Annotated in this window: 22 protein-coding genes and 2 pseudogenes; 9 read left to right on the forward strand and 15 right to left on the reverse strand. The window is 59.2% G+C overall.

Annotated elements, in window-relative coordinates; all coding sequences use genetic code 11:
- The first annotated feature begins 23 nt into the window (after positions 1–23).
- Together lysM and ACZ1G7_RS18945 are read left to right on the forward strand one after the other, a co-directional pair.
- Positions 24–452, forward strand: a complete 429-nt coding sequence (gene lysM, locus ACZ1G7_RS18940; RefSeq protein ID WP_472660931.1) for a peptidoglycan-binding protein LysM — start codon at positions 24–26, stop codon at positions 450–452.
- Positions 453–594: 142 nt separating this feature from the next.
- Positions 595–2,484, forward strand: a complete 1,890-nt coding sequence (locus ACZ1G7_RS18945; protein ID WP_472660932.1) for an acyl-CoA synthetase — start codon at positions 595–597, stop codon at positions 2,482–2,484.
- Here ACZ1G7_RS18945 and ACZ1G7_RS18950 read toward each other — a convergent pair.
- The 3 genes from ACZ1G7_RS18950 to ACZ1G7_RS18960 form a co-directional block, all read right to left on the reverse strand.
- On the reverse strand, positions 2,481–3,182 hold the full coding sequence (locus ACZ1G7_RS18950) for a hypothetical protein (protein WP_472660933.1): 702 nt from the start codon (positions 3,180–3,182) through the stop codon (positions 2,481–2,483). The two genes, ACZ1G7_RS18945 and ACZ1G7_RS18950, sit on opposite strands and share 4 nt — an antisense overlap.
- A gap of 101 nt (positions 3,183–3,283) precedes the next feature.
- Entirely contained in the window at positions 3,284–4,009 is a 726-nt protein-coding gene (locus tag ACZ1G7_RS18955) for a BglII/BstYI family type II restriction endonuclease (RefSeq protein ID WP_472660934.1), read from the reverse strand.
- A gap of 3 nt (positions 4,010–4,012) precedes the next feature.
- Positions 4,013–4,645: an MT-A70 family methyltransferase gene (locus ACZ1G7_RS18960; protein WP_472660935.1), complete on the reverse strand. Its 633-nt coding sequence runs from the start codon at positions 4,643–4,645 to the stop codon at positions 4,013–4,015.
- Between the two features lie 527 nt (positions 4,646–5,172).
- Between ACZ1G7_RS18960 and ACZ1G7_RS18965 the strand changes: the two genes are divergently transcribed.
- Entirely contained in the window at positions 5,173–5,775 is a 603-nt protein-coding gene (locus ACZ1G7_RS18965) for a hypothetical protein (RefSeq protein ID WP_472660936.1), read from the forward strand.
- Here ACZ1G7_RS18965 and parE read toward each other — a convergent pair whose 3' ends face one another.
- The 3 genes and pseudogenes from parE to ACZ1G7_RS18980 all read right to left on the reverse strand — a co-directional run bounded on the left by parE (position 5,776) and on the right by ACZ1G7_RS18980 (position 10,016).
- On the reverse strand, positions 5,776–7,731 hold the full coding sequence (gene parE, locus ACZ1G7_RS18970) for a DNA topoisomerase IV subunit B (RefSeq protein WP_472660937.1): 1,956 nt from the start codon (positions 7,729–7,731) through the stop codon (positions 5,776–5,778).
- Positions 7,732–7,858: 127 nt separating this feature from the next.
- Positions 7,859–8,524, reverse strand: a complete 666-nt coding sequence (locus tag ACZ1G7_RS18975; protein WP_472660938.1) for a VPLPA-CTERM sorting domain-containing protein — start codon at positions 8,522–8,524, stop codon at positions 7,859–7,861.
- A gap of 170 nt (positions 8,525–8,694) precedes the next feature.
- A pseudogene (locus ACZ1G7_RS18980) lies at positions 8,695–10,016 on the reverse strand (mechanosensitive ion channel family protein).
- A 120-nt stretch (positions 10,017–10,136) separates the two neighbouring features.
- Between ACZ1G7_RS18980 and ACZ1G7_RS18985 the strand changes: the two are divergent.
- Positions 10,137–11,210, forward strand: a complete 1,074-nt coding sequence (locus ACZ1G7_RS18985; protein WP_472660939.1) for a tetratricopeptide repeat protein — start codon at positions 10,137–10,139, stop codon at positions 11,208–11,210.
- 86 nt (positions 11,211–11,296) lie between these two features.
- Entirely contained in the window at positions 11,297–12,640 is a 1,344-nt protein-coding gene (locus ACZ1G7_RS18990; RefSeq protein WP_472660940.1) for an MATE family efflux transporter, read from the forward strand.
- A 58-nt stretch (positions 12,641–12,698) separates the two neighbouring features.
- Here ACZ1G7_RS18990 and ACZ1G7_RS18995 read toward each other — a convergent pair whose 3' ends face one another.
- The 4 genes from ACZ1G7_RS18995 to ACZ1G7_RS19010 all read right to left on the reverse strand — a co-directional run bounded on the left by ACZ1G7_RS18995 (position 12,699) and on the right by ACZ1G7_RS19010 (position 16,430).
- Positions 12,699–14,159 carry a CAP domain-containing protein gene (locus ACZ1G7_RS18995; protein WP_472660941.1) on the reverse strand — a complete coding sequence of 487 codons (1,461 nt, stop codon included), beginning with the start codon at positions 14,157–14,159 and terminating at the stop codon, positions 12,699–12,701.
- A 248-nt stretch (positions 14,160–14,407) separates the two neighbouring features.
- Positions 14,408–14,932, reverse strand: coding sequence for a hypothetical protein (locus tag ACZ1G7_RS19000; RefSeq protein ID WP_472660942.1), 525 nt, complete (start codon positions 14,930–14,932; stop codon positions 14,408–14,410).
- 37 nt (positions 14,933–14,969) lie between these two features.
- A complete protein-coding gene (locus tag ACZ1G7_RS19005; protein WP_472660943.1) occupies positions 14,970–15,380 on the reverse strand; it encodes a hypothetical protein in 411 nt (136 codons plus the stop codon).
- Positions 15,381–15,653: 273 nt separating this feature from the next.
- On the reverse strand, positions 15,654–16,430 hold the full coding sequence (locus tag ACZ1G7_RS19010; RefSeq protein WP_472660944.1) for a LytTR family DNA-binding domain-containing protein: 777 nt from the start codon (positions 16,428–16,430) through the stop codon (positions 15,654–15,656).
- Between the two features lie 103 nt (positions 16,431–16,533).
- Here ACZ1G7_RS19010 and ACZ1G7_RS19015 point away from each other — a divergent pair, with 103 nt between their 5' ends.
- Entirely contained in the window at positions 16,534–17,025 is a 492-nt protein-coding gene (locus tag ACZ1G7_RS19015; RefSeq protein ID WP_472660945.1) for a DUF2306 domain-containing protein, read from the forward strand.
- 158 nt (positions 17,026–17,183) lie between these two features.
- On the opposite strand, the gene ACZ1G7_RS19020 is transcribed toward ACZ1G7_RS19015, so the two are convergent.
- Complete coding sequence (locus ACZ1G7_RS19020; protein ID WP_472660946.1) at positions 17,184–18,386, reverse strand: pyridoxal phosphate-dependent aminotransferase; 1,203 nt, start codon at positions 18,384–18,386, stop codon at positions 17,184–17,186.
- Positions 18,387–18,495: 109 nt separating this feature from the next.
- Here ACZ1G7_RS19020 and ACZ1G7_RS19025 point away from each other — a divergent pair, with 109 nt between their 5' ends.
- From ACZ1G7_RS19025 to ACZ1G7_RS19035, 3 genes are all read left to right on the forward strand, one after another.
- Positions 18,496–18,888: a helix-turn-helix domain-containing protein gene (locus ACZ1G7_RS19025; RefSeq protein WP_472660947.1), complete on the forward strand. Its 393-nt coding sequence runs from the start codon at positions 18,496–18,498 to the stop codon at positions 18,886–18,888.
- Positions 18,888–19,172 (forward strand): succinate dehydrogenase assembly factor 2, encoded by a 285-nt coding sequence (locus tag ACZ1G7_RS19030; protein WP_472660948.1) that lies wholly within the window; start codon positions 18,888–18,890, stop codon positions 19,170–19,172. The genes ACZ1G7_RS19025 and ACZ1G7_RS19030 overlap by 1 nt, the downstream gene beginning before the upstream one ends.
- Positions 19,173–19,263: 91 nt before the next feature.
- Positions 19,264–19,761 (forward strand): MarR family winged helix-turn-helix transcriptional regulator, encoded by a 498-nt coding sequence (locus ACZ1G7_RS19035; protein ID WP_472660949.1) that lies wholly within the window; start codon positions 19,264–19,266, stop codon positions 19,759–19,761.
- Here the strand turns inward: ACZ1G7_RS19035 and ccmD are convergent.
- The 4 genes and pseudogenes from ccmD to ccmA all read right to left on the reverse strand — a co-directional run bounded on the left by ccmD (position 19,758) and on the right by ccmA (position 22,024).
- Entirely contained in the window at positions 19,758–19,943 is a 186-nt protein-coding gene (ccmD, locus tag ACZ1G7_RS19040; RefSeq protein WP_472660950.1) for a heme exporter protein CcmD, read from the reverse strand. The two genes, ACZ1G7_RS19035 and ccmD, sit on opposite strands and share 4 nt — an antisense overlap.
- Positions 19,940–20,674 carry a heme ABC transporter permease gene (locus ACZ1G7_RS19045; RefSeq protein ID WP_472660951.1) on the reverse strand — a complete coding sequence of 245 codons (735 nt, stop codon included), beginning with the start codon at positions 20,672–20,674 and terminating at the stop codon, positions 19,940–19,942. The genes ccmD and ACZ1G7_RS19045 overlap by 4 nt, the downstream gene beginning before the upstream one ends.
- Positions 20,675–20,748: 74 nt before the next feature.
- Positions 20,749–21,404 (reverse strand): annotated as a pseudogene (ccmB, locus tag ACZ1G7_RS19050) (heme exporter protein CcmB).
- Positions 21,401–22,024 (reverse strand): heme ABC exporter ATP-binding protein CcmA, encoded by a 624-nt coding sequence (ccmA, locus tag ACZ1G7_RS19055; protein WP_472660952.1) that lies wholly within the window; start codon positions 22,022–22,024, stop codon positions 21,401–21,403. The pseudogene ccmB and the gene ccmA overlap by 4 nt, the downstream one beginning before the upstream one ends.
- Positions 22,025–22,125: the final 101 nt, after the last annotated feature.

Below are 22,125 nucleotides of genomic sequence, written 5' to 3' on the forward strand. Positions count from 1 at the left end.
TATTCAATTCAAGGGGGAGTCCAATGGGCCTATTTAGCTTCGTAAAAAATGCAGGGAAGTCGTTGTTTGGCGGCAAGGCAGAAGCCGCAGAGCCGGAAGCCGGTGCGCTTGAGCAAGAACTGAGCGACCTGGGTCTTGATACCAAAGGTGCCGAAATCGCAGTTGAAGGGGACAAAGTCATCGTCACTGGCGGCGACATGTCGGCTGAGGAGCGTGAAAAAGTCATTCTGGCCGTTGGCAACGTTGAGGGCGTGGCTGAGGTTGAGGACAAAGACGACGCGGTCGAGCCCACATTCCACACGGTTGAAAAGGGCGACACACTTTGGGCGATCTCAGCCAAGACTTTGGGCAATGGCGCTCACTACGAAAAGATCTTTGAAGCCAACCGCCCAATGCTGACACATCCCGACAAGATTTATCCCGGGCAGGTGTTGCGTATTCCTGCGGCCTGATCGACTTGGAACATTCTGGAAGAGGGCGCTTTTGGCGCCCTTTTTTTGTTTTTTGCGTAGCGTCAGACTTGCAAGGTGATGTCAGGGCGATAGTGTTTTCGGACTAAAGGCAGCGCCGGTTAACGGCCTTAGGGAGGATACTATGGAAAAGACTTACGCCGGTCAGGTTGACCGCGATGCGATCGAGGCTGAAAGCGCGTGGGAAGATCGCGATCTGCCCAAAACCATGTATCAGATGATCGAGGACGTCAAAAACCGCCACGGTGCGCGTCCTGCCTTCTCATATCAACTGACCTCCGGTGCGACGGACCCGAAAGAGACACTGACCTGGAACGATGTGTTCGCCCATAGCTGTCAGGCTGCCAACATGTTTCGAGCACTTGGTGTCGGCGAAGATGACGTCGTGGCCTATGTGATGCCAAACGCCACGGAAACTCTTGATGCTTTGATGGGCGGTATGATTGCGGGCATCGCTAATCCGATCAACCCGTTGCTTGAGCCGGAACAGATCAGTGCCATTCTGCGCGAAACTGGCGCCAAGATTGTGGTCACATTGAAGCCGTTTCCCAAAACGGACCTTGCCCAAAAAGTCGCTGAGGCCGTCAAGGACGCTCCCGGTGTCACCCACGTGTTAGAGGTAGACCTGCTGCGTTACCTCACCGGGCTCAAGAAATTCATCGTCCCGCTGATCCGACCCAAACAACCGCATAGCCATCACGCCACGGTCCTTGATTTTAACAAGGAGATGGCGAAGCAGAACAAGACACTCGATTTTGCTGATAGTGTCGGCGACCGGGTAGCTGCGTATTTCCACACAGGTGGCACGACCGGCATGCCCAAAGTCGCACAGCACAAATATTCCGGCATGGTCTACAATGGCTATCTTGGCCACACGTTGCTGTTTGATGAGAAGGATGTGGTCATCTGCCCGTTGCCGCTGTTTCACGTCTTCGCGGTGCATGTGATCATGATGGCGATGATCCGTTCTGGCGCGCATGTGGTTTTCCCGACGCCGCAGGGCTATCGCGGCGACGGCGTATTCGACAATTTCTGGAAATTGGTCGAACGTTACCAAGTCACGTTTATGATCACAGTGCCAACCGCGATCTCTGCCTTGATGCAACGTGCGGTTGATGCCGATATTTCTTCGTTGAAGATGGCGTTCTCTGGATCGTCTCCTCTGCCGGTTGAGCTGTATAAGCGGTTTGAGAACGCCTGCAATGTAACCATCACCGAAGGCTACGGCTTGACCGAGGCGACCTGCCTAGTGTCGATCAACCCGCCGCATGGTGAAAAGAAAATCGGCTCGATTGGCATTCCGTTCCCGTATTGCGACGTGCAAATCCGGGCGGTCGCAGATGGCGTACAATGCGGCCCGGATGAGATCGGGGAGATTTGCGTCTCAAACCCGGGCGTCTTCGCGAACAATACTTATACCGAGGCTGACAAGAATGTTGGTCTGTTCTGGGACGACACCTATCTGCGAACCGGCGACCTGGGGCGGATAGATGAGGACGGATATCTTTGGATCACTGGGCGCGCCAAGGATTTGATCATTCGGGGCGGCCACAATATCGACCCTGCCGAGATTGAGGAAGCGCTTGCCGGGCACCCGGACGTGGCTTTTGCTGGCGCCATCGGTCAACCGGATGCGCATTCAGGCGAAATTCCGTGCGTCTATGTCGAGCTGGTAGATGGCGGCACGGCAACAACCGAAGACTTGATGGCCTTCTGCAAAGAGAACGTCCATGAGCGCGCGGCGCATCCAAAGTATATCGAACTGATGGATGAGCTGCCCAAGACGGCTGTTGGCAAGATCTTCAAACCAGACCTGCGCCGTTCCGCGATTACGCGCATTTACAATGCAGCGCTTCATGAGGCAGGCATAGAGGCACAGGTGACTTCCGTTCTTGAGGATAAGAAACGCGGGCTCGTGGCGCAGTTGACCAAAACTGGCGACGTGTCCGACACGGCGGTCACGACTGTGCTGGGTGAATTCACCCAGCCGTGGGAATGGAACGATGCGGCCTAGGAACAGATCGCGTCGAGATCGGCCCCTTTCCATGGGATTAGCACCGGTGTTTGCGTCAGCGTTTTGTTGAGCTCTTGGATCGGGAATTCCTGCTCCAAGAGCGCCTGAAGACGCTTCGTGCGGGGTGCTTTCGGGGCGAGGGCCGAGCAGCAGACATATTCGGCGGCGATCGCGCCCTGCTGCTCGTAGCCGTAGTCTAGGAAATTGGCATTCGTTTCGAGGTCGAACAGGTAGGGGTCTTCCGAATATCGGTGCTCCCGCGCGGCTTTGAGTGGGTGGTAGCCGGTGCGGGCGCGGTGCTGCCACTGCCAGACATGGACGAGTTCGTGGGCCATGAACATCGCGGCGCGCAGGTTGGCGGCGTTGGGCCAGCTTTTCAGGTAATCACCGGCGTAGGCGTCGGGATTGATGGTGATCTTGTTGAACAGGACCGTGGCGCCGGGGGAGCCGGTGAAGTGGGTCTCGCTGGGCGGTGGGTGGATGTTCTCAGAACAGGTCGTGCGGGGCGGGTAGGGGACGGTGTCGACGTAGAGCTTGATCAGGGGGTTGCGGATCACTTTGATCTTGCTGGTGTCGAGGCCGGACCCGTGGAAGGCGCGGGCGAAGCTTTCCTCACCCTCCGTCAGAGGGCGGCCGCAGGCGGTGATCAGGCAGAGAAATATCAGAAAAATCGGGCGCATGGGGCGAGCTTGGACCATGACTATCCGCCCTACAAGGGGATTCCCCGCATGCGGGGAATCTTGTAAGGCGCTGAAATAAAACGCTTTCCAAAATTTCTTAACTGTTTGGAAAGGGTTTTCTAGCCCTCCACCACGCAATCGGGCGTGATGCCGATGGCCAGAACCGGGCAGCCGCCATTGCGGCCCGCATCGAGACGGTAGAGCAGCTTGCCCATCCATGTCGTCGATGCGCCGAACTTCTTGTAGACGTCATCCGTGCCCTCGGAGCCATCTTTGTTGAGCACACGCCCCAAGCCGCGCAGGTAAGACATGTCGAGGGAGGAGCCGCGGGTCAGGATGATGCCCACGTCAATCGCGCCTGCCTCATAGAAGGCCGCAAAGGCCGACAGATCACGATCATAGGTCTGGTCCTTGCTGTTCCATTCCAGATCCAGCGCGACCTTGCCGTTGACGAAATCAATCCGGTGCCCGTCGAGAAACCCGTGTCTTGTGTAGCTGGACAGGATCTTTCCGGGCTGTTTTGCATGGGTCAGGCGGACGTTGAGATCGGCGGCGATGCGGGTTTCCTGCCAATGCTCATTGAAGAGCGTATCGACGTAGGACGCGATGGGCCCCTTGGAGCCACCGGGGGTGCGGATCATGGTTTTGGTGATCTCGAACCGTTCCAGGGCTTGCAGTATTTCAACATATTGCGGCTCGAACGCGCCCTTTAATAAGGTGGCTGCGTTGCGGTAGCTGTAGATTTCGAATTTTTTGGTGAGACTGGTAGGAAAAGCGCGATCAACCGCGCCCGCCTCATCCGCGACTTGGCCGGCGGAGATATGGGCGTCGAAAAGATCGTCCATCTGCTACTCCGCCGCGACGCCGGAATTGTATTTATAGGTGTCCCAAGTGGGCTTGTAATCATCATCGGCCTGATTGCCCCAGACGGTCCAGTTGTCGCGCTTCCCACGGCCGAACAGTTCCAGATAGGGCCCCCAGGAGCAGCTTTCGATGATGTCATATTGCTCATCTGGTTTGCGGGAATGTTCGCGCTTGCGGGTGGCAAAGAGGTTCACCTGCGTGCGGCCCGGTTGCAGGGTGCGGGCGTTCTTGCCGCGCACACCGAAGAGCAGGATTTCGGTCACGTTGCGGAAGTAGAAGCCCACACCGCGCCCGTCGGAGCCGCCATCTTTGCGGACCTTGTGCCAGATGATGTTGGATTTGTACTGAAAGCCCCAGGCGTCGAGCACACGCAGCCCGTCAGGCAGCAGCGCATTTGGTACCCACATATAGCAATGCGCAGTGTCTTCGAGATGGTCGGCGACGGGCAGGGCGCAGATATCGTCCAGTTCCATCGTGGGATAGCGCGCGAGGCGCTTATGTTCGGGTGCGACCTTGCCGGTGCGGTTGGTGAAGCGCCACGGTGGGTCCGCCATCACGGTCGCGAATTTCTGCCCTTCGAGGAAGTCTGTCAGGTCTTTTGAGGCTTCATGGGACATGCGGCGCTTTCGAATGAGGTGGGTTTATGTAGAGCAAATTTGGGTGCAGATCACAAGATTTAGTTCAGGCGATTGCAAAGCAATCGCCGAAAGCCGACAGGGTATTTTGTCAAAAATGCCCGAGAGGCCGTGTGTGGTTGGTATGGGGGAGGTGGGCAAATTTGCCCACTCTACAGGTCCGACCGGGATAAAGGGCCTCGGTTCTACGCACCTTCGCGCGGAATCAAGGGCGGAGCCCGCCGCGCATCGCCGTCACGCCCCTTTTTGCCAAAGGCAAACCTCCGGTTTGACGGGCGACGATTTTGTTGGTGTCTGTGGGGCGTTCTTTCGGTGGGATGTGCTTGGCTGACATAAAGCGCTTGCGTTCATAGGGAGGATCGCCTTCCTGCGTGACGGCGATGCGCTGGAAGGTTCGTGGAAACACGCACCCTACGCTCTTTTAGTACCATGATTTGCTCTATCTAGGAATTGTACAAGAATTCGTGTACTATTCGCGCATTCTAAAAGTGATTTTCTGTGGAGTAATTATGTCTGAAGTTGAAGATAGGGTGCGTAAACTCGAAGATACCGCGCTTAGAGTAAAGACCATCATCGGCATTTTTGTAGTGTTAGGACTAGGCCTTGGTGCATTTGCAACATATGTCTGGAGTACTGCCAAGGAGGTCCGCTCTGACTTAGCAAATGCGGACGTTGAATTGCAGGGATTGGAACAAAGGATCTCGAGCGTTAGAGCTCTAGTTGACAATGCGGTAACGGCGACAGTCAATGAAGGCGCCCTAATCGCCGCGTTTGGTGAAAATGGTGTGACAGCGCAACTGCAAGCTCAGGCTATCTGCACATCCATTGCACCTAAAAGAACAACCGTGATGGCTGTGTATCGTCAGGCAACCGGAAGAGACGCCAATGGAGGTCTTGTAGGGGAGCGATGCCCAGATATCTGCACGAGATTTACCATGACAGGAACAGGCAAGACTGGTTCAATTGTTGGGGCTGTGCATGTTTATGACAGTCAAGCTCCTTTTCTAGCGGATGGTCAGCAATCCTATATGTCGGGTCTGGCTACGCATGTTTACCCCGCGAGTGACGCAAATCCGAGTTTCGGTCCGAATTATTGTTGTTGTGCCGGGTAATCAAACATCCACATCCTCAACGAACCGGGCGTTCTCCTGGATATATTCGAAGCGGAGCTCGGGTTTTTTGCCCATGAGGCGCTCGACGAGGTCTCCGGTTTCGCCCGGCACGTCCTCGTCCACTGTCACCCGGATCAGCTGCCGCGTGGCGGGGTGCATAGTGGTTTCCTTGAGGTCCTTGGCGTCCATTTCGCCCAGGCCCTTGAAGCGCTGGACGTCGATTTTGCCTTTGCCGCCGAGGCCTTTCTCTAACATCGCGTCCTTCTCCAGATCATTGGCGACATAGATGCGGTTGGCGCCTTGGGTGAGCCGGTAGAGGGGCGGGCATGCGAGGTAGAGGTGGCCCTTGTCGATGAGCGGGCGCATTTGCACGAAGAAGAAGGTCATCAAGAGCGACGCGATATGGGCGCCGTCGACATCGGCGTCGGTCATGATGATGATCTTCTCGTAGCGCAGATCGTCGATGTTGAAGCGCGTGCCCATGCCGCAGCCCAAGGCCTCGCACAGGTCGGAGATTTCGGCGTTTGAGGTGAGCTTGCCGGAGGCGGCGCCGAGCACGTTGAGGATTTTGCCCTTGAGCGGCAGGAGCGCCTGATTTTCGCGGTTGCGGGCGCCTTTGGCGGAGCCGCCGGCGCTGTCGCCTTCCACGATGAAGAGCTCGGTGCCCTCGCGCGTTTTGGAGGTGCAGTCGGTGAGCTTGCCGGGGAGGCGCAGCTTCTTGGTGGCGGATTTGCGGGCGGTTTCCTTTTCCTGGCGGCGTTTGAGGCGCTCTTCGGCGCGCAGGACCAGGAAGTCGAGGATGGCGCCGGCGGATTTGGTGTCGGCGGCGAGCCAGTTGTCGAAATGGTCGCGGACGGCGCCTTCGGTCATTTTCTGGGCGGCCTCGGTGGAGAGGCGGTCTTTGGTTTGGCCCACGAAGGCGGGTTCGGCGATGAAGCAGGAGACCAGCGCGCAGCCGCCCGACATCAGGTCGTCGCGGGTGATTTGGGCGGCTTTTTTGTTGTTTGTGAGCTCGCCGTAGGCCTTGATGCCCTTGAGGATGGCGGCCCAGAAGCCCGCGACATGGGTGCCGCCTTCGGGCGTGGGGACGGTGTTACAGTAGGACTGGATGAAGCCGTCGCGCGACGGGGTCCAGTTGATGGCCCATTCGACCTTGCCGGGTTCGCCAAATTTCTCATTGAATTCGACGGTGCCGGCGAAGGCTGTGTCGGCGTAGGTTGTGGCGGTGCCCAGCGTTTCCGTGAGGTAGTCCGACAGGCCGCCAGGGAAGTGGAAGGTGGCTTGGGTGGGTGTTTCGCCGTCGTCGATGGCCGATTTCCAGCGGATTTCAACACCGGAGAACAGGTAGGCCTTGGAGCGGATGGAGTTGAAGAGGCGCGCGGGCTTGAAGCGGTGCTTGCCGAAGATTTGTTCGTCCGCGTGGAAGGTTGTGGTGGTGCCGCGCCGGTTGGGGGCGGTGCCGACTTTTTCGACGGGGCCAAGGGGCAGGCCGCGTGAAAACCGCTGCTCATAGATGGTTTTGTCGCGGGCGACCTGGACGACCATGGAATCTGACAGCGCATTGACCACGGAGGCGCCGACCCCGTGCAAACCGCCGGAGGTCTGGTAGGCCTTGCCGGAGAACTTGCCGCCAGCGTGCAGCGTGCAAAGGATGACCTCCAACGCGGATTTGTCAGGGAATTTCGGGTGCGGGTCGATCGGGATGCCGCGGCCATTGTCTTTGATGGTGATGGAATAGTCGTCGTTCAGCTCAACCTCGATCCGGTTGGCGAAACCTGCGACGGCCTCATCCATGGAGTTGTCGAGCACTTCGGCCACCATGTGGTGCAGCGCGCGTTCATCGGTGCCGCCAATATACATGCCGGGGCGCTTGCGGACGGGTTCCAACCCCTCCAACACCTCGATGGAGGAGGCGTCATAGGCGTCCGCGCCTGCGTTGAGTAGATCGTCTGCCATTGCCGCTCTCGTTTTTGTTTTGTGGCAGTATGCCAGAGCGGGGAGGAGGGGGAAGGGCTGAGCTGCGCTACAAAAAAGGCCCGATCAGCAAGACCGGGCCTCTTAAATTGTCTATTGGAAGGTCAGCTTATTTGCGCAAGCGACGCATTGCGCCCAGACCGCCGAGGCCGGCAAGAAGCATGAAGCCAGCGGCCGGAAGCGGCACTGGCGAGATGACAGAATCGTCCCGGTTCAATGCAGCTGTGAACAGGAAGTCGTTTGCAAAACCGGATTTTTCACCTTTGAAGATCCAGCCATTGCCGACAAACCCAACGCCGAGATCGCCCGGAAGACGGAAGCCGTCATTTTTGAAGTAGAACCCGACGCCACTGCTGTCGGCAGCTGAGCCGAGCGCCAAGGATTCTGTTGGGTTGTTGCGGTCGAGCATGCCCGAACCGCTCAGGGCTGTGAAGGCACCGCCACCAAGGTCAGTCAGACCGGTGAAAGTGTAGTTCAGCCAATAGCGACGATCATCGCTGTTGCGCGCAACTTTGCCTTTGATGGTCGCTGTCAATGCAACGTCATCATAGGTCAGCTTGGCAAAGTTGGTGTCCGAGCCAAGGTTCTCGAACGAGAAGAAGTTGCCAAGCGGGTTCGCGTTGTCGAGGCGAATACCATAGTCTTGCGTGGCAGCTTTAGACGCACCATCGTGATCGAAAAGGTCGAACACATAGGTGGATGCGGATGCGACGGTCGCTGTTGCGCCGATGGCAGCCGATAGAAGGAGGCCAACGAGGCCTTTTTTAAGTGTCATGTATGTCTCTTTCATACTCTTTAAGGGACAAATTTCACGGGCATCCCCAAAAACCCGGTGCGTGAGTTTAGCAGGATTCCGCTCATGATTAAGAAAATATTAACCTTTTGCAGAGGGCATTTAGCGATTCCGCATCATGGGTTTTCGGCTGTGGGGCGGTGCGGATTTGGTCAGGTGGAGGTCGGCAACCCGCCCTTAATTTCAATGACGCGGCGCGGATAGGGCATTTCGATGCCTTCGTCCTTCAACGCGTTCCAGATCAGAAACAGCACATCAGAGGTGAATTTGTTGTCACCGTCGTCAAGGCCTTCAACCCAGAACTCGCAGGCGAAATCGACGCCGCTTTCGCCGAAGCCGCGCAGCTCGCAATCGGGGGGTAGGGTTTGCTGAGCACCCCTTTATGGGTGGACACGGCTTTTTCCACGATGTCTGGCACACGGTTGATGTCTGTTTCATAGGTGACAGAAAACGGGGCCTCGTACCGGTTTGCGGAGCCGCTATCGGAGTAGTTGACCACCCGGGTGGTGATGAAATCCTCGTTCGGGACCACGATCCAGCGCCCATCGAAGGTTTCAAGAATGGCGGCGCGGGCCATCATCTTGACGATCTTGCCCTGCTCGCCGCCATCCAGCTCAACATAGTCGCCGACGGTGGCTTGGCCTTCCAGCAGCAAGATGACGCCGGAGATAAAGTTCGACGCGATCTTTTGCAGGCCGAAGCCCAAGCCGACACCGATGGCACCGCCCAGCACGGCAAGCGCCGACAGGTTGATGCCCATGATGTTCATCAACAGCAGGAAGGCGAGCCCGAAGATCATGAACTCGACGACCTTGATGGTCAGCGTTTTCAGCGACGGACGCATATCCTGTTGGGTCAGATAGTCAGCCGATTGCTGGTTGGACCACCCGCCCAGCCAGAACAGGATCGAGCCCGCAATGACGCCGCGCACGATGCTCATTAGCGAGAAGCCTATATTGCCGATCTGGACGCGGGTTTCCTCCAGCAGCAGCGTGACGTCGTCCAAAAGCCCCACCGCATAGAGCGCCGCGATTGGGATCAGGATGTATTTGCCCAAGAGCTTCAGGAACGGGATTTTTAGGATGTCGCGCACGAATATGCGCGCTGCGATGAACATGAAGACGCGTTTGCCGAAGGCGATCACCTCGCCCGAGCCGAAGATCGACCGGGTGGCCTGCTCGCCGATGCCGGTCAGGGCGAAGGCAATCAGCGGCAGCAAAAGCGGCAGGAATTGCAGCGTGAAGCGGCGAGCGGTCGACAGCAGGGTGTTGCTGTCCGCGGGCGGCGACAGCAGCGAGGACAGGCGCGGCACGATGATGCGCGTGGCCAGAACGGCCAGAAAATAAGACGCGATCAGAACGGCAAACTGCGACCACGCGGCGGGCGACAATAGCCAGCCTTGGGCCACGTCCAGGCCCTTGTAGAGCAGCTCAAGCGCTTGGCCTACGAAAGGCGGCAAAGTGTCGATGTCCATAGCGTGGGTCCCCCGGGGTCTGGCCCTGTCTTACCTGGCTCTGCGCAAAGGTCAAACGGGCAGGCGGATTTTGACATGAAGGCCATGATTTCGCCAAGAACTTTGGCTTAAACGCGCGGCATGAGACGTATTATTTCATTGCCTTTGATCGCCGCGATTTCTTTGGGCGTCTATGTGACGCGTGACAGCCAAGCCAGCGTCCGATCACAAGATCTGTCAGCATCGCTGCGCAGCTGCAGCATCAAAACCGGCGGCGCGGCGGCTGTCGCGGCCTGCGACAGGGTGCTTGCCCTGGAGGGTCTGGCGGACAACACCCGCGGCGAGCTGAACTGGCGCAAGGCCTACGTGCTGCGCAACATGGGCGAAAAGGACGCGGCGATACGCGTCTACACCCAGTCCATCAAATACGCGTCCAAGTTCCAACGCTCAGCTTTGAACAACCGCGCCATTCTTTACCAAGAGGCCGGGGATAGTGACGCGATGGCCGCCGACAATGAACGGATCATCGCCGACTGGCCCGATATGCGCGACCGCAACTACTTCGGGGCGTTGCGGATGCTGCGCGGCCGGGCGCAGGACTCAGGTGACACCGCGCGCGCCGACGCATTGGCGAAACTCTACCTTGCGGGCATCCCACAGGACCGCAGAACGCTGCACCGCCGGATCAAGCATCTTGAGAAGTTTGCAAAGAACTACCCGCAACCCGATCTGACCCTGACGCAATTGGCGGACCTGACCCGTTCAATTGCCTATGATCCCGACGTCTATGGCCACTATGAGGCGCGGATGGAGGTCTTGCAAAAACTTGGGCTTGTAGAGCCTGCTCTACGTGACGGGGTGCGTTGGTTTGAGATCATCTCGCGCAGCCCTGAGGTCGAACAGGATATGACACCGGCCGAGCGCGAAGAGTTGGGCCTTGTCGCGGATACGATTCACGCGACATTTGATGAAATCAAATCCAAGTCAAAACTCGGAGTTGCAACTGAGGCCACAGACCGTGACAGCTATGCCGAACGCGCCTATTGGCGCTACGTGCAAGGCGATATCGCGGGCGCGCTCGCAGATTACAAAGCGGCGCGTGCATTGCAGGCGCAAACCGACAAATGGGACGATGCCGACTTGGACGACGTGATCGGTTTTTACCCGCGCGTGCTGGACGTCATTTCGGGGACGGATCTGGAATTCAAAGGCTAGGGTCCTGACGCTAGGGCCAGCACTGCGAAGACGGCGCATGAAAATTCTGGGCTGGCGCGGCCACGCGGCTCTGATAGGTCTGGTCCATGACCTACGCCCAACATATGCGCGCCATTTTGGTTTTGGGGCTGCCGCTGATCGGCAGCCATCTGGCGCAGTTTGCGGTGAATGTGGTCGATACGATCATGCTGGGCTGGTACGGGGTGACCGAATTGGCGGCCTCGGTGCTGGCGACTTCGGTCTTTTTTGTGGTGTTCATCATGGGGGCGGGGTTCGCCTTCGCGGTGATGCCGATGGTGGCCGAAGCGGCTGAACAGAGCGACCATACCCGCATCCGCCGCGTCACGCGCATGGGGCTGTGGCTGTCGCTGCTTTACGCGGCGGTGTTCTTGCCGGTGATGATCTGGTCCGCGCCGCTGCTGCAGCTGTTGGGCCAGACCGAGGAGTTGTCGCTGCTGGCGCAAGAGTATCTGAGCGTCGCAGGCTTTGGCCTGTTTCCGGCGCTGATGGTGATGGTGCTGAAAAGCTATCTGGCCTCGATGGAGCGCACGCAGGTCGTGCTTTGGGTGACCGTGGCCGCGGTGGGCGTCAATGCGGCGCTGAACTGGGTTTTGATCTTTGGCAATCTTGGCGCCCCTGAAATGGGGTTGCGCGGCGCTGCGCTGGCATCCGTGCTAACGCAGGTGGCGACGTTTTTGGCGCTGGCCTTTTACCCGACGCGGGTGGCGGGTCTGCGCGAGCATGCGCTGTTTCAACGCATTTGGCGCCCGGATGGTCCGGCCCTGCGCGAGGTGTTCCGGTTGGGCTGGCCGATTGGGCTGACCAATCTGGCGGAGTCGGGGATGTTTTCGGCCTCCGCCTTCATTATCGGTTTGATCGGGAAGTTGCCGCTGGCCGCACATGGGATCGCGCTGCAGATCGCGTCCGCCACGTTCATGATCCATATCGGGTTAAGTCAGGCCGCGACGGTGCGCGCCGGACGCGCGACAGGGCGCCGCGATATAGACGGGCTTGGGCGGGGCGCAATCGCGGTGGTGGCCCTGTCGGGCTGCGTTGTGGCCTGCACGATTGTGCTGTTTCTGGGCGTGCCGGAGCTGCTGATCGCAGGTTTCATTTCACCGGATGAGCCGAACCGGGCGGCGATCCTGACCATTGGTGTTTCGCTTCTGGCCGTGGCCGGGCTGTTCCAACTGGTCGATGCGGGGCAGGTGATGGCCTTGGGCATGCTGCGCGGCATTCAGGACACGCAAGTGCCGATGATCATGGCGGCGTTCAGCTATTGGGGCATGGGGATCCCTGCCAGCTACCTGTTCGGGATCACCTGGGGTGGCGGCGGCGTTGGCGTCTGGATGGGGCTTGTCGTGGGCCTGCTGTTTGCCACGGTGCTGCTGTGGTGGCGGTTTTTGAGGCTGTACCGCGCTATGGGGTAACGGCGGGGTAGGGGCGCGCCATTGGCTGGCGCACCCCCGTTTTGCGTTTGGTTTGCGTCTAGATGAAGATATCGTCGACCAGCTGACACATGCCCATATCGTTGATGGTGAGCGTGTCACCCTCGCCGAAATCGAGCACCAGCGCGCCATCACTTTCCGTAGCGTTGTAGAGCGCTGAGATGATCTCGGCGCAATCGAAATCGCCTAGATCCAACTTGTCGCGATTGTCCTCGAAATCGGTGATCGTGTCGGCACCACTGCCCGGCGAGAACACAAACATATCTGCGCCGCGGCCACCGGTGAGCATGTCGCTGCCCGCACCGCCGTCAAGCTCGTCTCGACCACGACCGCCATCAAGCGTATCGTCACCGGCCTCGCCCAAAAGCAGATCCGCGCCGCGACCGCCATCGATCATGTCGTCACCATCGCCACCCGAGAGCATATCGCGCCCGCGCATCCCGTTGATGTCGTCATTTTCTGACGTGCCCTCTATTGTGTCGGCGCCATTTGTGCCGTCCAACTTCTCAGGCTCAGGCTCAGGCTCAGGCTCAGGCTCAGGCTCAGGCTCAGGCTCAGGCTCAGGCTCAGGCTCAGGCTCAGGCTCAGGCTCAGGCTCAGGCTCAGGCTCAGGCTCAGGCTCAGGCTCAGGCTCAGGCTCAGGCTCAGGCTCAGGCTCAGGCTCAGGCTCAGGCTCAGGCTCAGGCTCAGGCTCAGGCTCAGGCTCAGGCTCAGGCTCAGGCTCAGGCTCAGGCTCAGGCTCAGGCTCAGGCTCAGGCTCAGGCTCAGGCGTCTCGTCTACGGGCGGGGTCGGTTCTTCGGGTGTCTCGTCAGGGTCGTCGTCCTGATCGTCATCCGGCGCGTCTTCCGCTGGGGGCGTTTCGTCTTCCGGTTCCGGATCGGGCATGTCGTCCGTGTCCGGCTCGGGTTCGGGCTCCGGTTCGGGCGTGGGTTCCGGCTCCGGGTCGGACATGTCGGTATCCGGTTCTTCGCTGGTTTCAGGGGGCGGCGTTTGACCACCGGCGCCCGCACCTGATCCGGTCGTGTCCTCCTCATCAAGATCGACCTCGCCACCGGTGCTGGCGAAGTTTTGCGTCACGATGACAGAGTTGAATGTGCCAGAGCCGAAGTCGAAATCACCCAGCTCAATACCGATCCCGATATAGTCGAAATCGGGGTTGAGCAGATTGGCCCGGTGCCCGGGGCTGTTCATCAAAGAGGCGTGCAGATCGGCCACGTCATCGGAAATACCCTCGGCCCCGCGCTCTGACTGAATGGCGATATTTTCGCCTGTGCGCCAGCTGCCAGACAGATCGAACCCGGCATCCGTCATGCGCTGCGTCGCAGAGCTGCCGCCTACACCGGTATGCGAAAACTGATCTTGCGCCAGCATCCAGTCGGAATGGTTTTCGGCGGATTGGTTGAGGTTGAGCTCCAGCTGCAAATCATCCAACCCGCGCGCACTTCGCTCGGCGTTGATCAGCGCGAGCATGTCGCGCTCAAACGCGTCAGCATTAATCATGGTCTGTTCCTTTTGCGTTGCGCCACAACGCGTTATGCGTGTGGCATCGGTCGTGCGCTCAGGGATACAGGCGCCCGGAAACTGTCCAAGGCGTAGGCGGAACTGCCTCATTTTTGCGCATCTGGTTGCGCACTGCCGGGCGGGTGAAGGGCGCGAAACAGCCGAGAAAAACGGCTGCCACGCCCACTGGCAAGACCCCGCTTTGGGCAAGCAGGCGTTCCGGCAGACCGGCGCCGCCAAGGGGCTGGTCAGAGGTTGGGGCGAATATGAATGGCCGCCTCGTTGGCGCGGTCGGGGAACATCGCGATGCGCCGCGCGCGCGCCTCGGAAACCGGGCGGTCGGGGGGATGCACGAAGCAGATCAGCTCCGCCCCGCCGATCTGCCAGCGGCGCTGGACGCGTTCGGGGTGGGTCATTTCCTCACCCCGGCCAAAGAGCTTGGAGAGGTCCGAGATCGCTTTGGCATAATTCAGGGCGGGCGCTGGGTTGTCGCGCACGGCGCAGCGCAGCATCGGGGGCGGCGCGTCCGGGTCGGTCTGCGCCGACAGCTCAAACACCATCGGGCCCGATTGCGAGGCGATAAAGGGGGCTGCGTGCTCGAACACACAGATGTCGATATCGTCCTGCCAGCCCAGCGGGTGGGTGCCAAATTGCGCGGTGAGCTGCGCGACGGTGCCGCGAAAAGGGACGTCGCAGGCATCGAGCCGATCGAAGATCGCGCTGTCGGCGGGCACCCTGTCGCGTGCGGAAAACAAGTGTTTGAGTATCTTCATGGCCGGTTGCGTGATGAAGGGGTTGGCGTGGCGGGCGTCACGTGTCGCGGTCTTTCAGCAGCCGGTCGGCTTTTTTGCGCACCAACACGCTGCGCAGGTCATGCATGGCCAGAAGCAGGGCGTCGGTGACCTCCTCCAGCATTTCCGGCTCCGCCCGGGTTTGCGCCCAGTGGGTGGTGAGGTTGAGATAGTCGACGGCGCGGTAAATATCGTCGATATCCCGGGTCGCCAGCACCGCGCGGCGTTCTTCCATCCAGTCCTGAATGACGGACATCTCGTCCTTGGTCAGCTCATGGTCGCCATGCGGGCGCACTTGGCCGTTTTTGATGTTGACCACGGCGATCTCGTTCATCTCGATGCGGCGCTGCCGGTTCTCGGTATCCACCAAAAACACGGTCGCGCCATTTTCGCGGACGCGGAAGTAAAATTCAGGAAGCTCGCTGGCCATTTTTTCTGGTGCCCGTCTCAGTGCCTTTGAAACGATTTAGCATGAGACGCGCGGGAACGGAAATCTTGACTGCAGGGGGCGGGAGAGCGGTGTCCATAGGGGCGTGGTTGGATGCATTTGGCCGGGCGCGTTTGCCGCCGCTGCGGCTCGCATGATGTCGTTCGTGCGGCCGTTAGGCGGACAGAGTTGTCATTTATTCTGCTGGAATTGACGACTGATTTGAGCGTTTCGCGGCTTTTTGTGCAATGCGAGGCAGGCAATGCGTCATCCTATTCAGCTGTTTCGGCCAGTTGGAAACAAGCCAGCCTCGCGCGCGGCAGCCATGTAGCTTCGGCTGATCGGGCGCGTCGTCCCGTCAGAGCTCAGAACCTCGGCTCGGTCAGCGATGCGTTTGACATCACGAATGTGCTCGACTGCAATCCAGTGGGATCGGTGCACTTGGAGTCCAACTGTTTCTCCGACCTCTTTCACTGCATCTGACAGGCGTATCAGGACTAACTCTGTTCCCTTGGTCGTTGCCACCCGCACGTAGTGGTCTTCCGCGCTTAGGGCTATGATAGCACCCCGCTTTTCGACAGGCAGACGATTCAGCAACCGAACATGCGCATCCGTCGTTTCAACACTTTCCCCGCGCAGGGCAAAGATGCCGAACTCGATCACGCTCGAAATGAGCAGCACATTGCCAAGCTGAATGAAGACCCCCTTCCACGTGTCGTACCAGGACCCGAACGCAGCGAGGTTGATCAGGGATAAAGTGACGTTGACGGCCAAACTTATTGCAACCGCACTCACACCATAGGCAAGCCACCCCAGACGCCGATCCAGAGTGGTGTGGACGATGGTGCTGACAAGTGACCCGGTTGCAAAGGTTAGCGTCACAACCGCGAGCCAATACAACACACGCGCTGCCGCTGGCAAAAGCTCTAGCGTGTTGAACGGTCCTGAAATCCCAAGAATCAACCCAAGTGCAAGCAAACCAACAACGACCGGCTTCTTGCTAAACTCAGCCCGCAACTCGCGAAGCGCCAACGGTAGCAGCCTGTCAGTCACGTCAAATGCACACCCGTTCACGCATCTAGAATTGAACCTCATCGCCTTTGGACGCCAGAAACCTCGCACCTAAGGTCACCTCTGCCAAGAAGAAAACCATTCCATGTCACTAGACCCCATTCTAAGCGCGCCGCCTACTATTCAACTGCATATCATCGCGGCACTTTTCGCTGTGGTTTTTGGGCCATTGGCATTGCTGCGACGGTCCCGCGATGCCCTGCACAAGGCCTTTGGCTATGTCTGGACAATTGCTATGGGCCTGACAGCGCTTTCTTCATTTACCATTACGGCTCAGATCGGCCCGGGCCCGGTTAGCCCAGTGCACTTTTTGTCAGTTGTGACCCTGCTCGGGCTATGGAAGGGCATTAGAGCCGCGCGCCAGCACCGCATCGCCGCGCATCAAAAGGAAATGCGCGATCTTTATTTCTGGGCGATCGGAATTGCGGGCCTGTTCACCTTTTTGCCCGACCGTCGTATGAACATCGCGCTCTTTGGCGAGGCCTCGATATCCGGGTTCTTGATCATGTGCGCGGTGATCGGAGGGGGCTTAGTTTGGTTCGTCTTCAATGACCGGAAAGCAAACGCACCACGGTAAGCCAGCCGAATAGTTTCGCTATTCAGTCAAAGTTAGGCAAATGACGCTTCATAGCCATTCGTCGCAGCAGACATTCGGGAGATGGGGCTCAAAGCGGACAACCTGTCCCGCGGCCCGGATTGCCGATCTTGCGGCGGCAATCCGGGTGTTGGGCTGGCCTAGCGCAAACCCGCGCAGAAGGTTTGGATGCGGGTGCAGGCTTCCTTCAGGTTCTCATCCGAGGTGGCGTAGCTTACGCGGAAGTTTGGGCTGAGGCCGAAGGCGGCCCCGAAGACGACGGCGACGCCGTGTTCTTCCAGTAGCGCGGTGGCGAAGGTTTCGTCGTCTTTGATCACCGTGCCTGCGGCGGAGGTTTTGCCGATGCAGCCCGCGATGGAAGGGTAGACGTAGAACGCGCCTTCTGGCGTTGGGCAGCTGATGCCCTCGGCCGCGTTCAGCATCTCGATCACCAGGTTGCGGCGGCGCACGAACTTTTCGTTGTTGGGCGCCAGGAAATCCTGGGTGCCGTTCAACGCCTCAACGGCGGCCCATTGGCTGACCGAGCAGGGGTTTGAGGTGGATTGGGACTGCACCTTGCGCATGGCCCCGATCAGCTTTTCAGGGCCTGCCGCGTAGCCAATCCGCCAACCGGTCATCGCATAGGCTTTGGAGACGCCATTGACCGTCAGAGTGCGGTCATAGAGGCGCGGTTCCACCTGCGCGGGGGTGCAGAATTTGAAATCATCATAGGCGAGGTGTTCGTACATATCATCTGTCAGCACCCAGACATGGGGGTGGCGCATCAGCACGTCGGTGAGCTCTTTCAGCTCGTCCCATGTGTAGCCCGCGCCGGTTGGGTTGGAAGGCGAGTTGAAGATCAGCCATTTGGTCTTGTCGGTGATCGCGGCCTCCAACTGATCGGCGGTCAGCTTGAAGCCGGTTTGCAGCGAGGCCTCCGCCACCACGGGCGTGCCACCCGCCAGCAGCACCATGTCGGGGTAGCTGACCCAATAGGGGGCGGGGATTACCACCTCATCGCCTTCATTCAGCGTGGCCATCAGCGCGTTGTAAAGCACCTGCTTGCCGCCCGTTCCGACGGAGACCTGCGATGGTGTGTAGTCGAGATCATTGTCGCGTTTGAATTTGGCGCAGATCGCGTCCTTCAGTTCAGGGATGCCGTCGACGCCGGTATATTTGGTCTTGCCATCGGCGATCGCCTTGACGGCGGCGTCCTTGATGTTTTGCGGCGTGTCGAAATCCGGCTCGCCCGCGCCCAGCCCGATGACGTCCTTGCCCGCGCGCTTTAGTTCCGCCGCCTTTTGCGTCACCGCGATGGTAGGGGATGGTTTCACACGGGACAGCGTTTCGGACAGGAAAGACATGATGGGACACCTCGTCAGGTTGCATAGAGTCACCAGAGCTTTTACGGAGGGTCAAGCGGGCCTACAAGCGCGGAAACTTCCGAGCGGGCCGGCAATGCGAAGGGCCGATATGACCGACTTGCACGAAGACTATTTTCACAATGACAGCGCCACATTCGGCGACCGCGTGACCGCCGCGCGTGAAGCGATGGGTCTGACGGAGGAAAGCTTTTCGCGCAAACTTGGCGTGAAACTGAAAACCCTGCGCAGCTGGGAACAGGATTTGGGCGAGCCGCGGGCCAACAAACTGCAGATGATGTCGGGCATGTTGAATGTGTCCATGCGCTGGCTTCTGACGGGCGAAGGGGACGGCCCGCCCGAGCCCTCACCCGAGGGGACCGACACGGGCGACATGTCCGAGCTGTTGGCCGATCTGCGCCGCACAAAGTCCGAGATGCAAAACCTGGCTGACCGAATGGGCCGCATGGAACGCCGCCTGGTCAAGGCGATGGAGACCAGCTGATGCGCGAGGAACCCCGCCATGATGAACCGCGCGACACCCGCATTCGGCGCTTGAAGCTGCGCTCAATGCGGCGTGGTATCAAAGAGATGGATTTGATTTTGGGCGGCTTTGCAGACACGGGTCTGGCGCAACTGAGCGACGAAGATTTGTCGCTTTATGACGAAATGCTCAGCGAAAACGACCATGACATGTATGCTTGGGCGTCGGGTCAGGTAGATGCGCCGGAGCGGTTTGCCGCGCTGATGGCGCATGTCGTTACCCATGGCGTTGGCGTGAAGCGCTAAAATTTTTCTCAATCTCGCCTATCGTTTAACCGATTGTTCAAACCTTCTGGCTTATCTGCTGTGCAACGAGCGTTTTGCCACGGAGATTAGTATGAGTATTCAGCAACGGTTTGTAAAAACGGATTCCCGCGATTTTATGACCAGTTACCTAGAGAGTTTGGCTTTGGTCGAGCGCCTGCACCGACTTCTTTTGGACGTCATCAAGGATGAATTTGAGCGGCTGGGACTGCTTGATATCAACGCGGTACAAGCGCTGCTGCTGTTCAACATCTCCGACAATGAGGTGACGGCGGGCGAGCTGAAATCGCGCGGCTATTATCAGGGCTCGAACGTGTCCTACAATCTCAAGAAGCTGGTTGAGATGGGCTATATGCACCACCAACGCTGCGAAATTGACCGCCGGTCCGTGCGCGTCCGCTTGACTGAGAAGGGCCGCAAGGTTCGTGACCATGTGCAAGAGCTGTTCAGCCGCCATGCCGATGGGATGGAAAAGAACGGCCTTCTGGGCAATGACGGGATTGACGACATCAACGGATCCCTGCGCCGGATGGAACGCTATTGGAGCGACCAGATCCGCTATATCTACTAAAGCGCGGCGTCTTCAGATTGGTTGGCCTGAGTGTCTGAGCTGCGCGCTTCGACCTCAGCCAATTGGCGTTTCACGGCCCGGCTGCGCCAGAGCGATACCGCCACAATCGCGGCCAGCAAGACAAGCGACACGGCATAGGCCGACAGCACGGCATCTGCGTATTTTCCTAGATCGGGGATCACTGTGCGGCCCTTTCACGTGCCAGCAGCGCCTTGAGACGACGGGCGCGAATTTCGGTGCGCGTGCGCAGCAGGACGAGAGCTATGAAGAACAGCCCAAATCCGACCATTGAGATGACCAAAGGCACGAAGAAGACGTCGGCCACAGAGCGTTCGCCCGTGGCAACAGGGACAGAGGTGCCCTGATGCAACCCCTGGTTCCAGAAATTCACCGCATAGCGGCTGAGCAGCGCGAAGACGGAGCCGACTAAACACAGGATCGACGTCAAATCTGCGGCGACGTCTTGGGTTTCAATCGCCTGCCATAGCGCGATGTAGCCGAGATAGAACAGGAACAGGATCAAGAAGGATGTCAGGCGCGGGTCCCAGGCCCAATAGGTGCCCCACATCGGTTCACCCCAGATAGCGCCGGTGACAAGCGCGATCAGGGTCATGAACAGACCAACCGGCGCTGCCGCGCGGGCGGCGAGGGCGGAGACATGGTGGCGCCGCACCAGCCAAATGAGGGAGGCCACCAGCATCATCAGCCAGGCATTGATTGCCATCAAGGCGGAGGGCACATGCAGATAGATGATTTTCACGGTCGAGCCTTGCCGGAAATCATCGGGCGTAAAGAAGAACCCCCAGACCAACCCGACGATCAGGCAGCCCGCCGCCGCGTAGGAAAACAGCGGCAGCAACCAGCCTGTGGTTTGCATGAACTGCTTGGGGTTGGCATATTTCCAGATCGACATGGGCGCTGTCTACGTGACCTTCGGGCGGGCTTCAATATGACAGGGCCGCGCGCACGGTTTTGTCAGAATGGTTGTCATCTAAGGTTCATGCGGAGTGCCGCGGCGGCAGCGAAGGGCATGAGCGACAGCGATGCCGCGCTGATGCCTGCCATGAGCAGAAGTGGCGTGCTCGGGTCGAGGCCTTCAGCGCCGCGCCGCGCGGCCTCTGCGCCGAACAGCAAAACGGGCATGTAGAGCGGTAGGACCAGCAGGGATATCAGCAAACCGCCGCGTTTGAGGCCGACGGTCAGTGCGGCGCCAAACGCCCCGATTACGGAGAGAGCCGGGGTCCCGAGGGCAAGACCCAGCACCAGCCAGGGCATTGCGGGCACGGGCAAGTTGAGCAAAAGGCCCAATGGGGCAGCGGCCAGGGTCAGCGGCAGGCCGGTTGTGAGCCAATGCGCGAGCGCTTTGGCCAGTGTGACGCCTTCAAGCGGCAGGGGGAGGTCGCAAGGATCTCCAACGTGCCGTCTTCAAAGTCGAGCTGGAAGATGCGGTCGAGTGACAAGAGGCAGGCCAGAATTGCGCCAACCCAGAGGATGCCGGGCGCGATGCGCGCGAGCAGTTGCGGCTCTGGCCCCACGCCAAATGGGACCAGCACGCACAGGATCAGGAAAAACGCGAGGCCAAGACCGAACCCGCCGCCCGCGCGGATGGCCAGAATAAGGTCGCGTTTTAACAGCGCGATCATTCCAGAGCACCAGTTAGAAACGGGTCGAGATCGCGTTTCTCGGTGGCGCGGAAAGTGGTGATGTCGAGATCCCGCGACGCGCCGAGGCCAAGGTCGATATGGGTTGCGATCAGGGCAGCGCCGCCACCGGCCAGATGTGCGTCCACCAGCGCGCCAAATCGGGCAACGGTGGTTGCGTCAAGGGAGACCGTCGGCTCGTCCAGCGCCCAGAGCGGACGGTTTGAAATGACCAGACGCGCCAGCGAGACGCGGCGTTTTTGGCCTGCGGATAATGTGTCGATGCGCCGCGTCAGAAGCGGATGCAGATCGAAGCTGTCAATGGCGGCATCGGGATTGGCGGCGCCGAAAACCTGCGTCCAGAAGCCAAGAGTCTCGGCCACTGTCATTTGCGATTTCAGCGCGTCGGCATGACCGGCATAGGCGACCTGGTCGGCGGAAAAGCTGACCGTGCCCGATGTTTTGGGTGCCAGCCCGGCGATGCAGCGCAAAAGCGTGGTCTTGCCCGATCCGTTCGGGCCGCGCAGCACCAGCGCCTGTCCCGCCTCAAGCGCAAATTGCACGCCGGACAGGACGGTCAGCTCACCGCGCGCGCAGCTCAGGTCTTGAACGGAAAAGGCCATAGGCCCGCGAATAGCGGATTACGCAAGGGCGGGAAAGACCAAGGGAGGGAGAGATGGTTAATTTTCTGTATGCTATTGCATACCAAAACTGCAATCTCCCC

The organism is Litoreibacter sp. JB4-2, from assembly GCF_055693445.1.

Coding starts and splice junctions, on each gene's coding strand:
- lysM (WP_472660931.1), top strand. CDS start 24: ATGGGCCTATTTAGCTTCGTAAAAAATGCAGGGAAGTCGTTGTTTGGC.
- ACZ1G7_RS18945 (WP_472660932.1), top strand. CDS start 595: ATGGAAAAGACTTACGCCGGTCAGGTTGACCGCGATGCGATCGAGGCT.
- ACZ1G7_RS18950 (WP_472660933.1), bottom strand. CDS start 3,182: ATGGTCCAAGCTCGCCCCATGCGCCCGATTTTTCTGATATTTCTCTGC.
- ACZ1G7_RS18955 (WP_472660934.1), bottom strand. CDS start 4,009: ATGGACGATCTTTTCGACGCCCATATCTCCGCCGGCCAAGTCGCGGAT.
- ACZ1G7_RS18960 (WP_472660935.1), bottom strand. CDS start 4,645: ATGTCCCATGAAGCCTCAAAAGACCTGACAGACTTCCTCGAAGGGCAG.
- ACZ1G7_RS18965 (WP_472660936.1), top strand. CDS start 5,173: ATGTCTGAAGTTGAAGATAGGGTGCGTAAACTCGAAGATACCGCGCTT.
- parE (WP_472660937.1), bottom strand. CDS start 7,731: ATGGCAGACGATCTACTCAACGCAGGCGCGGACGCCTATGACGCCTCC.
- ACZ1G7_RS18975 (WP_472660938.1), bottom strand. CDS start 8,524: ATGACACTTAAAAAAGGCCTCGTTGGCCTCCTTCTATCGGCTGCCATC.
- ACZ1G7_RS18985 (WP_472660939.1), top strand. CDS start 10,137: ATGAGACGTATTATTTCATTGCCTTTGATCGCCGCGATTTCTTTGGGC.
- ACZ1G7_RS18990 (WP_472660940.1), top strand. CDS start 11,297: ATGACCTACGCCCAACATATGCGCGCCATTTTGGTTTTGGGGCTGCCG.
- ACZ1G7_RS18995 (WP_472660941.1), bottom strand. CDS start 14,159: ATGATTAATGCTGACGCGTTTGAGCGCGACATGCTCGCGCTGATCAAC.
- ACZ1G7_RS19000 (WP_472660942.1), bottom strand. CDS start 14,932: ATGAAGATACTCAAACACTTGTTTTCCGCACGCGACAGGGTGCCCGCC.
- ACZ1G7_RS19005 (WP_472660943.1), bottom strand. CDS start 15,380: ATGGCCAGCGAGCTTCCTGAATTTTACTTCCGCGTCCGCGAAAATGGC.
- ACZ1G7_RS19015 (WP_472660945.1), top strand. CDS start 16,534: ATGTCACTAGACCCCATTCTAAGCGCGCCGCCTACTATTCAACTGCAT.
- ACZ1G7_RS19020 (WP_472660946.1), bottom strand. CDS start 18,386: ATGTCTTTCCTGTCCGAAACGCTGTCCCGTGTGAAACCATCCCCTACC.
- ACZ1G7_RS19025 (WP_472660947.1), top strand. CDS start 18,496: ATGACCGACTTGCACGAAGACTATTTTCACAATGACAGCGCCACATTC.
- ACZ1G7_RS19030 (WP_472660948.1), top strand. CDS start 18,888: ATGCGCGAGGAACCCCGCCATGATGAACCGCGCGACACCCGCATTCGG.
- ACZ1G7_RS19035 (WP_472660949.1), top strand. CDS start 19,264: ATGAGTATTCAGCAACGGTTTGTAAAAACGGATTCCCGCGATTTTATG.
- ACZ1G7_RS19045 (WP_472660951.1), bottom strand. CDS start 20,674: ATGTCGATCTGGAAATATGCCAACCCCAAGCAGTTCATGCAAACCACA.
- ccmA (WP_472660952.1), bottom strand. CDS start 22,024: ATGGCCTTTTCCGTTCAAGACCTGAGCTGCGCGCGCGGTGAGCTGACC.